The sequence below is a fragment of the Bacteroides sp. OM08-11 genome (assembly GCF_003438665.1).
GTDB classification, from domain to species: Bacteria; Bacteroidota; Bacteroidia; order Bacteroidales; family Bacteroidaceae; genus Bacteroides; species Bacteroides cutis.
The window spans coordinates 16,129-30,947 of the sequence record NZ_QSTJ01000006.1 but is presented as its reverse complement, the minus strand read 5'-3'; the positions used below and the strand labels follow the sequence as shown (position 1 = coordinate 30,947).

Genomic DNA, 14,819 nt, shown 5'->3' with positions numbered 1-14,819 from the left:
GGCACTGTCACGTATCACCTGTTATAGTATTCACCAGATTAAATTGAACAACATGAGAAAAATACTTATTCTATCCCTTGGCTTCGCCCTTTCATTGGGTGCGCAAGCCAAAGACTATCACCGCACGGCGGACACCACCACCGTTGTATGCAGACTTTCGGCAGACGGTATGCTTCGTCCGCTTAAACCTTCCTACATGAAAGGGGCATTGGTAGCTTCGCCATGGACGGACAACTGGTTTGTCCAAGCGGCAGGAGGAACTACGGTCTTCCTCGGCAAACCGCTCGGATGCAACGACCTATTCGGTCGCATGAAACCGGCATTCTCCGTGTCGATCGGCAAATGGTTCACACCTTCCGTCGGCGGTCGTCTGAACTATGGCGGTATGCAGTTCAACGACTGCAACAACTCCTCGCAGGACTACCAGTACCTGCGTGCTGATTTCATGTGGAATGTCCTCGGCAACCTCTACAAGGACGATGTACACACACTTGCCAGATGGAGTGTCATTCCATACGTGGGCGTGGGTATGCTGCACAACAAGGTGAATGCCCACAAGCCCTTTGCCATTTCCTACGGCATACAGGGGCAGTATCATCTCTCCCCACGCATTGCTGTTACGGCAGAGATAGGCAACATGACCACCATGCAGGATTTTGACGGCTATGGCAAGGCACACCGCCTTGGCGACCATCTGCTGTCCGCATCCCTCGGCCTCTCTGTCCGCATCGGCAAGACTGGCTGGAAGCGAGTGATAGACGCTCGCCCGTACATCGCACAGAACGAATGGCTTTCGGCATACGCCTCATCCCTTTCTGACAGCAACAGCCGCTATCACGCCCAGCACGATCGAGATTGTCAGACTCTGGAGCAGCTGCGCAAGATTCTTGCCATCGAGGGACTTCTGGACAAGTACGGCCACCTCTTTTCTGACGATGCCGCTTCTTCCGTCACAAATGGCTATCCTCGAAACGACTACAGCGGTCTCAACTCGCTGCGTGCAAGAATGAGAGACAAGTATGGTAATGGTCAAAAGACAAAGGTCATGGAGTCCGCCTCTTGTACAGAAGAATATGGCAATGCTGAAGGTGAGCCGGAAGACGATTACCTATCGCTCATCCACTCAGGAAAGGCTTGCATAGGTGCGCCCATCTATTTCTTCTTTGAACTTGGCACTGACAGGTTGCTCAACAGGTCACAGCTCGTCAATCTCGACGAAGTAGCACGCATCGCCAAGAAATATGGCTTGAAAGTTAAGGTCATCGGCGCTGCCGACAGTGCCACAGGCAGTGAAGCCATCAATGATAACCTCAGCCGTTCCCGTGCCAGATTCATTGCAGAGGAACTGATGAAACGTGGTATGGAAAATGGCACCATCTCTCAGATTTTCGATGGCGGCATTGACGATTACTCGCCCAATGAGGCGAACCGCCATACCAGAATCCTGCTGTATCTATAGCCAGACATACAGCTCCGAACAAGAGCACTAAAACTTTTTTTTCATTGATAAATTTTAGAAAGGGAGGGCTTGTCCGTGATGGATAGGCCCTCCCTTAATCATATATGTATTAACGCATATTCTATGCGCATATCTTTTTTTTATCCGTGTTTCTCAGTACTTGACCAGTCAAGCAGGAAGTCATATATACTCATTATCTGTATGCCGTTTTCGTCGCTCCACTGCTTGGTATGTTCTCCCACGATCAGCAGTTTGCGGAAAGAGTCATCTACAAGACGCAACGACCGTTTCTCCTGTTCCATCTTTTCTGCATCGGGCATACGCCACGCCGACTGGATGTAGATCCGCTCGCTCCCTTTGTTGCAGACAAAATCCACTTCCAATGTCACCCTCTGCTGCTTTCCTTCCGTATTCCTCACTCGATGATAGACGTTACCCACATCCACGAGCCATCCTCGCATACGCATCTCATTGTAGATGACGTTCTCCATGATATGTGTCGGCTCGCTCTGACGGAACGACAGAATAGCATTCCTCAGACCTACGTCCTGATAATAATACTTGGACAACGAACCTATGTATTTCCGTCCTTTGATGTCGAACCTTTCGGATTTTTCGATAAGGAAAGCATCCTGCATATATTCCAGATAAGCCGACACTGTCTTGTCGGTTATGCTCTGCACATTGCTTACGGACTTGAACGTATTGGCTATATTCAGTGCATTGACAGGTGCTCCTATACTGGATGCTACGGTCTTCGACAATTCTTCAAATTCAGGTCTCAGTTCTATGTTGTTCCGCTCGTAGATGTCACGTAGATATACCGTGCGATAAAGGCGACGCAGGAAATCAGCCTTCTTCTCATCCCCAACCTGTGTAAGTAGTTGCGGCAAACCTCCGTACAGTCTGTATTCAGCCCAACCGTCTTCTTTCGAACCATCATACACCGTCATGAACTCCTTGAAGGATAGTGGCCACACATGTATCTCGTCACCTCTGCCTCGGAATTCCGTCACCAGGTCAGAGGACAGGAAACGCGAGTTGGAGCCTGTGACATACACATCCGCCCCTTCGGTAACTGACAAGGAAGAGAGCACCTCTACAAAGTCTTCCACCTCCTGCACCTCGTCGATGATGATATAATAAGTCTCATAGTCAATCATCATCTTTTCCACCCAGTCCAACAGGTAGTCCGGGTTCTTGAACTCTCTGTTCTTCCTACTCTCCATGTCGATGACGAGAATATGGTCTTCTCTCACGCCCTCATCCAATAGATGCTGATGAAAGAGTTTCTTCAGAAGGAACGACTTGCCTGAACGTCGCAATCCTGTGATTATCTTTATGAGCCCGTTGTTCTTTGAACGGCTCAACTGTTCTATGTATCTATATCTGTTTACTATCATATTTTACGAAAAACTGTCACTTGTGACACTTTTTCGGAGGCAAAGTTATATATTTTATCCTAAATCAAAGAAAGAAATAAAGAAAAATGCACTAAAAATCAATGATTTTCCTGTTTTGTAGTGTCTATTCCACTTGCCGATGCCCATTTTTCTTTGCAAAGTTACTGCCCGGGCGAATGGTCAAGTACCGCCATGCTAACAGGCAGAGGACTGAACGACAGCTTTCCGCAAATCAAAGATTTGGGTATTTCATTAACTCCTCCGTCTGTTTTCTTGCCTTATCGCCCTCATTCCGCAGTCTTTTGATGCACGAAAAATCAGTTCCCGACAAGAGGAGCCGAAAGGCTTCAAAAGGAGGGAAGAAAGAAACGGTTAAGCGAACGCAGAGGGAATTTATTCACTATGCTGAGTGTGAGTTTCTTCAACGAAGTTAAAAACAAGTTGAACATTCAAACATTAAACGATATGAGGACAAGAAGATTGAACAAAGAACAAGGAAAGCAGTGCAATATCAGCCGTTTTCCCAACTTCCACAAGAGCGGAAGCATCAGAGGCATGAAGCGCATCTATTATGGCATGGATGCCTTATTGGTGCGTTGCGGAGATTATATCTACAACGTCAGCAGTGAGCCAAACATCTATTATCAGGCAAGTATTTAACTCTTAATTCAAAGGATATGAACAACAGATTATCAGAAAACGAGCAGGCATTTGTCGAGTGCTTCTCACGGTTCGTAAACGGTCAGATGGGGTCAGCCGCCAAGGTAGGCAATGCCCTTGCAGATGACCATCGCTATCTTATCAACGAAAAGGGCAAGGTGGTGTTTGCCTTCTTGGAACGCCTTGCCAACGACTATCAAAAAGGTCGTTATGACCAGCGTGACGAGTGGGTGTGCCGATTGGCAGCAGAGGCCATCGAACACCTTGTAGAGAACAGAATGTATTACAGAACACTTAACAACGATTGACTATGGCAAGCAGATTGATTACACCCGTATTGGAGGAGATACTGAAATCCTATCCTCTGTATTCACAGGACGGCAAAGGCAAGGATGCCGTTTGTGTGGCAATATTCTTCATCGGACACGTCCGTTGGTTCGTACTTGAAGGACAGCCGGAAGGTAACGACACCACGTTGTTCACCATCGTATGCGGTCTGCATGAAACGGAGTATGGCTATACCTCCGTCAATGAAATGGAGAGCGTAAAGGTGGATGGCTCCAAATATGGAGTGGACGAGATATTTCAAGTGGAGCAGTTGGACGGCTTCAAGCCGGTGAAACTGAAGAGCATTCCAGACGAGGATTTACAAGCATTCCTTCATAATATGGAATGACCCCAAATTAAATCAGCCGCAGGGACATTACTCCTTGCGGCTGACTATTGTTAGTACCTACTATGAGTAGTAAAGCCTACGATTAGTATATACTACGATACTACTCTCATCTTCGGAAAGCGGACTTGGCAACGTGCTCCTCTTGTACCTCTTCCTTCTGGTACTCCTCCATGTCAAGCAGTTGCTCATACGCAGAGCTGATGTTTGCGTCCATAGAATGGTTGTGGCTGAAAGGGAAGGTATGCTTCACAGAGAGTCCTGCATTGGTCACAGTCCCCACATCCAGGCTATCCTTATCCTTGTTATATTGCAGGTTCAGCAAACCACCATTCGGCATTTGGAATATCGGCATTTTTCGCTGCGCCAATTCCGAAAACTCTTCGGCGGTCATCTCCCTCGCCACAGCCTTCACGTCCTCACTGGCACGTCCTATGCCATAGCGAGTGATATGGTCACGCACTTCTTGCTCCGTATGCTTCAGGAACACCTCATACGTACCGCCGACACTCCCGTTATAGACCACTGCAAAGTCCTTGTCCTCTATTAGCAGGTCATCGCCTCTGTTCTGGCACGGCTTCCTGTAGGTCTGCTCCTCGTCCATGCCGTTCCCGTCATAGTATTCCTTGGCAAGCGTCAGCAGTCCTTGATAGTCACCTTTCTCCTTTAGCTTATCCAGTTCCGATGTGTCATCCGTTGATTGGAGATAGGCGATGGAGGCATAATAGACGTTTTCTTTCGATTGTGAAGGCTCTGTCAGGCTTTTGTACTGGGCAAAAGCCTCCTGATAATTGGTGTCAAGGTCTTTGCCGTGGTCGTAAGGAACAGAGAGTTTCACTTCCAGACCGTTACTCGTCGGCACAGCAATCTTTACAGAGTCCTCCTTCTCATGATGCTGGATATATACAGCAGAACCATTATATGCCAAGACTGCATGGTCGCCGTCATCTATGGATAGATAACTTTTCCCTTGCCCGTTTTCCTGCTCAGCCTTTTTCTCCTGGTCTATCTCCATAGCAATCTTGTCGATATGCTGCGTGAGCATTGAGGTAGCTTTTTTCACATCGAGTAGCGTGGTCTTGATGAACTGCGGCGACTCCTTCAGCGAATCCAGCCAAGACTTCAAATAGGCAGCCGAATCTCCTTTCAGATGCTTTGTCATGCCATACCGCTGAGCGGTCAGCGCAGCCGTCAGTTCTGCCACCAGTTCCTCGCGTGCATACTCTGCCGAGCCGAAGGTAGCGGGCTTGATGCGGTCTAACTGTCCCTCCGCACCCGTGGAGTGTCCCATCTCGTGGAAAAGGTTCGAGTAGAAAGACTCCCCATCCTTGAACTGCCTTTTCTCAGGCATCACAATCTCATTCTTGCTGATGGAGAAATAGGCGGAATCACCGAACATCGGTTTGATGGGACATATCCAACGGTTGTCCGCTATCATCCTATCCACGGGTTCAAAGGCAAACTGCTCGTCCTTCTCTACCTTGGGCATCGAGTATTCCTGTTCCAGTTTCTCCCAAAACTCTGGTCTGACCTCCTTCAGGTTGGTCTGCGCCACATTGAAGACATGGTAAGTCTGAAGCTTTGGATATACATTGTACTTTTCGCGCTCTTCCTGAGAGAGCAGTTTGTAGTCCTCCCACTTGATGTGTTCCTTTGTTTCCTTATTGACCACCGTAAACGTGGTGAGCATCACGGGGAAAGAATGCTCACCTTTCAGTACTGACACACGGGGCTTCTGTTCCTCGTCTTTCTTGCCAGTTTTGTTAAACTGCTGTATGCGGTCGAAGGTACAGAAGCGAGGAATCTTGTAACCCTCCTTCTCGCAATGCAGGAGCAACATCATAGCGTTCATGCCATTATATTCTCGTCCGTTCAGGTTTTTCGGCCATTGCAACGCACCTTCAGTAAACCAGGGCTTTTTCCATCCGTCTTTGCCCGACAGCGACTGAATACGCTCAATCATCATATCGGCAAACAGGTCGAGTGCCTTGTCTTCGGCACTCGGACCTTCCTTAGCATAAGGCTTTCCCATAGTCAATTAACCATTATAGGGCTGCGGAACATATTCGCTCATTTCAGACACTCGGCAGGAGAAGTCCAGTTTGTCATTGAAGACACTGACAGACAATGCCCCTTTGATGTTCGCTTTCACGCCTGGTTGCAGCCATGCCTCGCATTTGCCATCGAATAGGAAGAAACTTACCCAGATGTATTCAAATCCGTCCTGTACTTTCTCTGCGCTGAAAGCGGAGAACTGGCAGTACGGCACACCATTCTTGTCCGTCTTGTCCTCAATGCTCTTGCCCACCTTGCCGCGGAACTCCATCACGCCCTTGATGCAGTCCTCTGCCTCGTCAGGCTGGTGGCTGATGCTGCTTGCCGACAGGTTGAAATAAAGGACATCGCCCCATTTTCTTGGTACCAATACACCGGCTACCTCAATGCGTTCGCCGATGTTGCAGCTGCCCACCTCCGTCAGTGTCCCATCTTTGATGACCGACACCTCGATGGTCTTGTTAATCCCGCTCTTCGCTGGAATGACTACGTTCATGGCAAAGCTCACGAATGCCTTGCCCTCCTTGTTCGTGCGGCAGGTCGCAGCCTTGCTGACCGTTCCGCACACTGTTACATTACATTTGATCATTGCTCGATACTATTTGAATTATACATATCCATCGTCCAAGTGAAATGTCTTAGCAATGACAATAATCTCTTTTCAATCATCATATACTAGCGCACGTATCAGTTCATAGACTATCCACGCTGCTATGATAAGTTGGAAGCCGAGATAGATGATGGCCACGGTCTGACCGAAAAGCCATTGGGTAAGCATGAAGTGTCCTGCCACAGCTACCATACCCACCAGCAATGTACACAGATGACTTGCTATCCTTTTCATTTCCTTTGCAGATTTTGTTGTTGACTCTCAGCCTCCATCCCTTGCTCGAAGTTCTGCGAAGCCTGCTGTGTCGCCACGATGCCTGTCACCATTCCCGCAATCTTCGTCCGTTTGCTTTCTTCCGACAGATTGGCATTGCCCAAAATGAGCGACAGGCGGTTCATCTCCGAGGAGGTCAGTTCACGGTCAATCTTCACCGTACCGCTCTCTGCATGAAGCACAGTCTTGCCGTTCTCACCCACAGTAATGGTGCATTGCCTCATGCCTGGAACAAGCGAGGTCAAATCTACGAGCCGGTTGGCTGCCATGGCAGAGATAAGTCCTTTTTGTCGTTCCTCATCATTGCTGTCAATCTGCGCTGCCAACATCATCAGCGACATGAAGGTGGTCATCGCCATGTCGAGTATAGGGTCATTCGTTCCCGAAATGCCCACGCCGCTGTCCTCCGAGGAAAGGATTTTCTTCATCCAGTCCTCCGACGAAACCTTCTGCTCCTGTGGCGCATTGCTCTTGTATTTTGCCAACAGGTCATTGCCGTTATGCAGGGCCTGTAGCTTGATGTTGCCTTTCTGTCCGATTTCTGCCAGATAAGCGGCTGGATCCATATCCCTTTTTGAGCCGTCAGCCGATACACTCTTCACTCCGAAATGCAGATGCTCGCCAGTGGTTCTGGTGCCGGTATTTCCCGACACCCCCAACTTCTGACTGGCATTAACCACGTCACCTACCTTTACTGCTATGTCAGACAGATGCAGGTAGGAGCATTGCACCTTGCTGCCATCCTCACGGCTGTATTCCACGGTGACGGATTTCCCTCCTGCCGTGTTCGCATTATGGTTCACCGCCACCACCTTGCCGCCGTTCTCCGTGGCCAACACCGCCTCATGGTTCGTCTTGATGTCAATGCCCTTGTGCATCTGCTGCTTGGTGGCATCCATCGGATCCTGGCGATTGCCGAAAGGCGAGGTGATGAAGAGAAACTCCTCTCGCTCCACAGGAAAGGAATACCCGGCAGACTGCGGTACATGGGCAGCAGGCATTTCTCTACGAGGATTATTCTCCACCCCGAACGACCGACCTTCTGCCCGCATCTCAGCCATCACCTCACGGTCATACTTGTCCAGTCCGTTGGCTTCAATGATGCGCTGCAGACTTGCAGCATAACCGCCGCCCGTGGCATAGCCGGCACGCTCAATGCCCTTCGTCCATCCCTTGTAGTCGTCAGGCGACAGCGTGAAGCACTGCGCATAACGCTTGTTCTGCTTCAGGAACTGCGAGTGATGCTCATAACTGTCACCCACGCTTTTGTACTTACAGAATTTCTCGTTGGGCCTATCATCCGTATAGACTCCATACTCTCCGCCATTCTTCAACCACGATGCCGTAGCCTTGATGCCAAAGTGGTTGTTGCATTCGCGCGACAGTTGGCTCTGTCCGTTGCTGCTCTCCAGTATGGCTTGCGCCAAGATGACGGAGGCAGGAATCCCATACATCCGCATCTGTTCTTTGGCTTCCTCCGCATATTGTGCGGCATACGCTGCGTTCTTTCCCATAAGCCTATCTCCTTAGACTGGTGTGTTGTTCTGTTTCTTGACTTTCCTGTGCCATCTGCTTTCCTGTCTCTTTTCCAGGTGACACCATCTCCGTAATTCCACGCTTCGATGATGTTGTCTGCTTCGGCATTTCCAACTGGTCACAGATGGCCACCCGTTCACCAGCACGAATGAGCTTCGGCAGATAGGTGTCGAGGGCATGATATGGGAATCCTGCCATTGCCAACGGCTTGCCTTCATCATCCTTGCGCCCATTGCTCTTTGTCAGCGTAATACCCAATATTTTGGATGCCTTCACCGCATCATCCTTGTAGGTCTCATAGAAGTCACCGCAGCGAAACAAAAGAATGGCATCAGGATGCTTCTTCTTCAAGTCAAGATATTGTTGGACAAGGGGAGAGACAGCAGCCTTGACAGCCTTTTCATCCTTCTTTTCTTCTTTCTTTTCCTCTTGTTTCTTCTCTTCCCTTTGTTCAGAGCTTTTATCTTCCTTAAGTACCACTTCCTTCTGTTCATCATGCTTATCGACAATTGCCGTCTCCGCTTGCTTCACCTCCGTCGCTTCTTCCTGCTTCTCTTGTGTACTTTGCTCGACATTGTTGTCTTTCTGCAATACATCAGCAAACAGCGAGGCGGCAAGGTTCTGCTTGTAGGAATCCCTGTCAGGAGCCACCCACAATCGTTGCCATTGTGACGGACTGACACTTCTCGGCTGCAACTTCTTGCCGTCAATAGTGGCTGCACACAGGCATTCGCCCGATTTGGCACGGAATACTGCCACACGCTGGATGCGGTTCAAATCAACCTCCTGCTCATTACCTCCGAAGATGTCCACCTTCAGGTCGGGTTTCGCCTCTGCCATAGCATAATACTTCTGTGCCAGTTCCTCACGCACACGCTCGATGTTGTCCATCGACTGCTTCAAGGTGGTGAAGAAATGATTGAGGTCTCCTTTGTCGGGATAGACGGCAAAGCCCTCCTTACCTTCGGGCTTGATGTACAATGCCCACCGCTCCTTGTCATCCTTTACCAACTGCACATTGTCGAAACCGATGTCACGGCTGTGGGTTACGGCCTCAGAAGCATCCAACGAGGATAGGTCTTCGATAGACCAGTTGCGCAGTCTTGATACCGTGATTTTCTTGTCGGCGAAATAACTGTCGTCGGGACGGAAGCCCAAGGCTCCGTCGGGATTGTAGAAACGCACGTTGTCATAACCCTCTTTCTGCAAGGCATTGGTGAAGCGTTGCTTGTTCATGCCCTTGATCTCGTTGTTCACCTCCAACGATGCACCCTGTGGCAGCACCACATCGGCGGTCTTGCTGGCATCATCACGCACGATGACCACAGTACGCTGCTCCTCGTTGGGATGCTGCTTGATTTCGTCTGCTACGAAGTAGTGGTTGGGCAACTGCACCTGTATCTGCGCCGTCTCTCGCTGATGCTGGTCGGTGGCATACTCCACCTTTTCACCCAGTTCGGCTTTCTTCAACACCTTCAGCGCACCGTTCACCTCACTCTCGATGGCATCAATCAGACAAGGGTCTTCCTTCAGTTCCCTCGTCCAATAGTCCACCATGCTAAGGCTGTCCTTTGACAGACGGGCAGGCAGTCCCAGTTCGAGCATCTTCACGCCCGAAGCTATCTCAGTGATGAGTCGTTCCTTCTTCACGGCATCCTCCGACGGGGCTTTGCCGTTCTTCATGACCATGCCCTCACGTGCCAACCGCTGCTGATGACCGGTGGCAGACACCAACTGACGCATCATCTCCTGTACATAGTCATTGTAGTGCTCGAAGTCACGCTGCCGTGGCAGGTAGATGACATCCTTCTCGGTGTCGTAGTGCGCCACACCCGTGCCGTCCTGACGTACATTCACGAGGTTGTCCTTCATCTTCTGAAGGAATCCGTTGACGCACCCATGCAGCTGCTTGTCCTCCTTGTCGCCATAACCTCTATCCTCCACCGTGCCATCCTTCTTCAATGCCGTAGTGTAGGCTGTTTCGTTAGCCATAGGCAGTAGCGTCTGGTCGATATTGAACAGCACACGGATCTCACGGTTTTTCACTCCCTTGTACTGCTGTTTGTCCTGTTCCGACAGTTCTGCGTATGCCTCCTTGGTGATGACATCGTCGGGATTGTTGCGGTTGACGTACTTATTCCAATTGTAATACAGGAACGGCACACCTTTCTCATGCTCCCTCACGCTCTCACCCCGTGCCTTCGCTTCGGAGAACTGCGTAAACAGATTGCTCTTGCAACCCTTGGCATCGGAGTCAAGGGCAAGGACAAGGGCATTGAACGGACTGACCGAAAAGCCCTTGGGATAGAGCTTCGGATAGAGTTTGCCGCTTGCATTCAACCAATGTCCCTTGGCATCCACCGCACTCGTCAGTGCCTCAGTGAGCAGCGACACCTGCTTCTCCGCCGTCCGCTTCTCAAATTCTGATTTCTCTTTCATGCTTTTATCTTTTTGTTTATCTCAATCACATTCTATAATTGGCTTACCAAGCCACCGTTCCCGACAATTTTGTTGTCGGGCTTCACTGTATTCCCCTCGGTCGCACCACGCTCTCCCGTGCCTGCTCTTCGTACTGCATTGCTGCCATCTGTCGCATCTGGTCGTTCTTGGCAAGTATGGCGTTAGCCAATGTATTCAGCGGCAATGCCCCCGACTGATGCGCCCCAATCACACTGTCAGGCAGTTGAATGGTACAAGGCACATGGTCAATGTTGGCAACGAGACACCGCCCTTGCAGCATCGGGTTGCTGATACGAGGATTGAGTGGTTCATCAGGATATTGGCGGTACTGAATGCGAGATGCAGCAGGACTAACTGTAGGTGCAATGCCTTCCTGCTGTTTCCTGCCCAGCACCTCATGTCCCGCTTTGTTGAGCAGATTGGCACCTCCCATACCCATCAACAGCATCTTCAGTATAGGATTCTTCACGAACATTCCAGCCACGATAGAGGCCAAAGGAAGGAGGCTATTGTCCATATTCAGCGATTTTGTCTTGCCAGTGAACAGTCCCACCAGTACATCGGGCAGCATCGCCAACACATAACCAAGGTTCTTGCCGATGTCTGAAAAGCCGTTCAGTCCAAAACTCTGCAACAGCCCGTCCCATCCATTTTCGTTTGTTTGTAAGGCTGTTTCCTCCTGCTGGACTACAGATGGTGTTGCCTCTTCAGTCGATGAATCAGGAGTTTCTTTCGGTTCTGCCTTCTTCTCCTTCTCAGCCTCTGCATCCAGTCTCGCCTTAACCTCCAGATACTCGTCTTCCTGTCCAGGCGCAACTATCAAGGGCACATCCTTGTACTTGCCTGTACGTTTGGTTGCTTCGTTTCTCTGAGGGTCAAGGAACGTACCTTTGTTCCAAGGAAAAGAGGTCTGCTCGGTTTGTTTCGTCCAATCCATAAAAGTGATATTGCTCGTGGGAATCTTGTTCTTGAAATGGCTGTTGGTAGCCTTGATATAGCTGTTCTCGTGGTTCTTGATGACTTTTGCCTGTTTGCGGAATGAGGCGAAGACGTTGGTGCCCGTACCGAAAACTCCCTTGCTGATACACTCCTCGACACAGACCTCTTGGCTGCTACCTTTCTTGCTTAGGTGCTCCATGCCGACATTCATCACCATATCGATACCGACAAACTTGGCGAAGGTTGCCCATGAGCCAATCCCTCCCATGGCCACGACATCGGCACCCGCTCCGGCTGCCCATCCCGCTGCCTTCTCTGTTCGAGAGGGCTTATAGGCTGCCTCTCCTTTGGCTTCTATCTCTGCGGCAAGGGGTGACTTGTTCAGTTCGTAGGGCAGACCGAACAGACTGCTTTGTGCCGCCTTGCGGATGATATAGTCGGCAGAAGATGTTGGCATACGGTCTTTCACCATTTTTTCTATCATCAGCTGCTCCATGCGGTGATCGATATAGGCGTATGCCAAATCACAACCGAGTTGTTTAGAGAGTGCATCGTACCGCTCTCGTCCTATCTCCGTCACCACCGCCTTGCGCCATTCCTCAGCCATCACGGCAAGGTCACGCTGCATATCCTTGTTGCCGACAATAGCCTCCTTGCACATCGCCAGATAGTCTTCGGTGGTCTTGCTGTTCCACTTGCCTGTAATCTTCAGCGTGGCGTATGGGTCATCACCAGGCATATTGGCAGTGGCCAATGAGCGTAGGATGCCAGCCGTACTGTTGGAGTAGGCTCGCATCTCGTCTGCCTGTCTGTTGGACAAGTCCCGTTGCACCCTGCCCATCACGGGGGCAAGGTGACACCCGAAGTAGTCGCCCATCAGACGCTCTATCTCTGCGAATCGCTGACTGTTCTTAACTGCCATATACCTTGTTTATATATTATACTGCTGTAATATCTGTTCCTTTGTCTGCTCGATGGCATTGTGATATATCTCCATCTGCTTAGGATAGTGTTCCTCCAACCATGCGTCCTTGTCCACTTGGCAGTGGATGAACTGCACGGCCATACGTTCCTCAATCTCCACGGAGGGTTCCCCCTCTTCCTTACCATTGAACCATGCCTTTGTCCACCATCTCACGCCAGCCCGGTCGGGATAGACGCTCACTATCCTCGGAATGTCGAAGCTCTGGATATCCACGTCCAAGTCGGCAAGAGGGTCGATGATGCCGTCATGCGTCAGGGCTTGCTCTTGGAGTTTTTTTTTAACACCTCGTCCATCGTGGAGAGATATACCTGATGTCGCATGGCAAGATAGTTGAGAAAGTCGGCAATGAGCAGGTTCTGCACCTTAGTCGCCAAAGGCATACAGCGGTTGCCGATGCCCAAGGGATTAGCCATGCTCGGCATGGTCTCGTAGAAATAATGCTTGCTCGCTCCCAACGAGAAGATGTTTCTCAACGACTGCTCCGTATGTTCGGGCAGAGAGTATGCTCCTTGTTGAAGGTCCTCGAAGTAGGAGGGAAGGAAGCGGAGCATCAATGCCTCTATCTCCTGACGGTCGGTGTCGTAGGGTGAAGGGATGTTCATGTCCAGTTCATTGATGCCCATTTGGGAATTGTGCTCCAATGCCTTGATATTGCCGTAGAGCATGGTGAGGAACTCCAACGGATTGATTTCCTCTCCGTCAAACCTCACCTCCATGTGCAGCAGGTCGCCACTGATGGCGATGGTCTGACCGGCCTTGACGCTTTGGGAGAAGTTGGCGAAGACATTGGAGAGATGCCTGTAAGTCACTTCGTATTTGCCGTAGCGGATGGTCTGGTAGATGCCATGCTCCGCGTCCGACCCAATGGCAGAGACGGTTCCCGTTGCCACCGCCGACAGCAGGTAATGGTTCACTGAGAAGTCTATGCCGTGATGGAAGAATGTTTCTCCCGTCACGGGATTTTTCTGCTCTCCGTAACCCAAGGACATCTGCACGTCCTGCTTTATAGGCTCCTCAAACGGCATACAGTAGCCGCTCGATGAGCGCAGTATCATTTCTTCTGTATATCTCATATCACTGTATATTGGTTATCGTTTCATCCCTCTGCTTTGGGTCTCTGCTTCTTTCATGTTCTGCCCATGTGAAGACGTACCGCCTCTGTTAGGCAGAGTTTGCGCCACCTTAGAATTGTTCCCGATGATCATCGCTCCAAGCAGGGCACCCGCAATCTTGCTCATCCAACCAAAGCGTCCGAATACCATGAAGGCGGCAGCCACCAGTCCGACGATGCTCATACCCGACACGTTGCCCTTGCCGATATTGCCAAAGAGATTGCCTATCATGTCGCATCCTACGCCTCCGAACATATTCCTAAAGAAATCACTGATGCCGCTGAACTGGGTGTCCATCTTTCCGGCTACAGTGTTCACCGCATCAACGGCTTCACCAGCCTTGCCCGTCAGACGTTGCACATCGTTGGCGGTTTGTGCCACCGCTTCCGTGGCATTCTCGCCGATGACAGCATCACCTACGATGCGTGCCACGCTCTTGTCTGTGGTCAGCTTCTCCCATGTCACATAGCCTGCGGCACTACCCACTGCGGCCGTCTGCATAGCCTTGCCGGCTCCCATAAGGGTGCGTTGCGGGTGGAGTGCCGCACTGCCTAAGGTCTTTCCAGTTACTCCGATGACATGGCCAGTACCTCGTGCCGCCTTGCCACCATATTTCAATAATGAACTCCAAAATCCCATATCTTATCGTTTTTT

General features: G+C 50.3%; 14 protein-coding genes. 4 read left to right on the top strand and 10 right to left on the bottom strand.

The annotated features are described in order from the left end of the window. Positions 1-52: 52 nt before the first annotated feature. The gene (locus DXC10_RS11465; protein ID WP_005816276.1) at positions 53-1,459 is read left to right on the top strand and encodes an OmpA family protein; all 1,407 of its coding nucleotides are present in this window, start codon (positions 53-55) and stop codon (positions 1,457-1,459) included. A gap of 140 nt (positions 1,460-1,599) precedes the next feature. Here the strand turns inward: DXC10_RS11465 and DXC10_RS11460 are convergent, their stop codons facing one another. Next, a complete protein-coding gene (locus DXC10_RS11460; protein WP_005816273.1) occupies positions 1,600-2,862 on the bottom strand; it encodes an ATP-binding protein in 1,263 nt (420 codons plus the stop codon). Between the two features lie 465 nt (positions 2,863-3,327). Between DXC10_RS11460 and DXC10_RS11455 the strand changes: the two genes are divergently transcribed. The 3 genes from DXC10_RS11455 to DXC10_RS11445 are packed head-to-tail and all read left to right on the top strand — an operon-like array spanning position 3,328 to position 4,198. Continuing rightward, entirely contained in the window at positions 3,328-3,522 is a 195-nt protein-coding gene (locus DXC10_RS11455; protein WP_117713281.1) for a hypothetical protein, read from the top strand. A 17-nt stretch (positions 3,523-3,539) separates the two neighbouring features. After that, positions 3,540-3,830, top strand: a complete 291-nt coding sequence (locus DXC10_RS11450; protein WP_117713280.1) for a sulfide:quinone reductase — start codon at positions 3,540-3,542, stop codon at positions 3,828-3,830. Positions 3,831-3,832: 2 nt separating this feature from the next. Continuing rightward, positions 3,833-4,198 carry a DUF2958 domain-containing protein gene (locus DXC10_RS11445; RefSeq protein WP_005816269.1) on the top strand — a complete coding sequence of 122 codons (366 nt, stop codon included), beginning with the start codon at positions 3,833-3,835 and terminating at the stop codon, positions 4,196-4,198. Between the two features lie 106 nt (positions 4,199-4,304). Here DXC10_RS11445 and DXC10_RS11440 read toward each other — a convergent pair whose 3' ends face one another. The 9 genes from DXC10_RS11440 to DXC10_RS11400 form a co-directional block, all read right to left on the bottom strand. Then, positions 4,305-6,227, bottom strand: a complete 1,923-nt coding sequence (locus tag DXC10_RS11440; protein ID WP_005816267.1) for a zincin-like metallopeptidase domain-containing protein — start codon at positions 6,225-6,227, stop codon at positions 4,305-4,307. 6 nt (positions 6,228-6,233) lie between these two features. Further along, a complete protein-coding gene (locus DXC10_RS11435) occupies positions 6,234-6,839 on the bottom strand; it encodes a hypothetical protein (protein ID WP_005816265.1) in 606 nt (201 codons plus the stop codon). 72 nt (positions 6,840-6,911) lie between these two features. Further along, entirely contained in the window at positions 6,912-7,094 is a 183-nt protein-coding gene (locus DXC10_RS11430; protein ID WP_005816263.1) for a hypothetical protein, read from the bottom strand. Next, positions 7,091-8,647 (bottom strand): glucosaminidase domain-containing protein, encoded by a 1,557-nt coding sequence (locus DXC10_RS11425; RefSeq protein ID WP_117713279.1) that lies wholly within the window; start codon positions 8,645-8,647, stop codon positions 7,091-7,093. The genes DXC10_RS11430 and DXC10_RS11425 overlap by 4 nt, the downstream gene beginning before the upstream one ends. Before the next feature lie 4 nt (positions 8,648-8,651). Next, a complete protein-coding gene (locus tag DXC10_RS11420; protein ID WP_005816257.1) occupies positions 8,652-11,108 on the bottom strand; it encodes a zincin-like metallopeptidase domain-containing protein in 2,457 nt (818 codons plus the stop codon). Between the two features lie 82 nt (positions 11,109-11,190). Then, complete coding sequence (locus tag DXC10_RS11415; protein ID WP_005816255.1) at positions 11,191-12,990, bottom strand: hypothetical protein; 1,800 nt, start codon at positions 12,988-12,990, stop codon at positions 11,191-11,193. A gap of 9 nt (positions 12,991-12,999) precedes the next feature. After that, a complete protein-coding gene (locus tag DXC10_RS11410; protein ID WP_007897422.1) occupies positions 13,000-13,272 on the bottom strand; it encodes a hypothetical protein in 273 nt (90 codons plus the stop codon). Positions 13,273-13,304: 32 nt separating this feature from the next. Continuing rightward, positions 13,305-14,126, bottom strand: coding sequence for a M23 family metallopeptidase (locus DXC10_RS11405; RefSeq protein ID WP_005816253.1), 822 nt, complete (start codon positions 14,124-14,126; stop codon positions 13,305-13,307). Positions 14,127-14,141: 15 nt separating this feature from the next. Beyond that, positions 14,142-14,804 (bottom strand): hypothetical protein, encoded by a 663-nt coding sequence (locus DXC10_RS11400; protein WP_005816251.1) that lies wholly within the window; start codon positions 14,802-14,804, stop codon positions 14,142-14,144. Between the last annotated feature and the right edge of the window lie 15 nt (positions 14,805-14,819).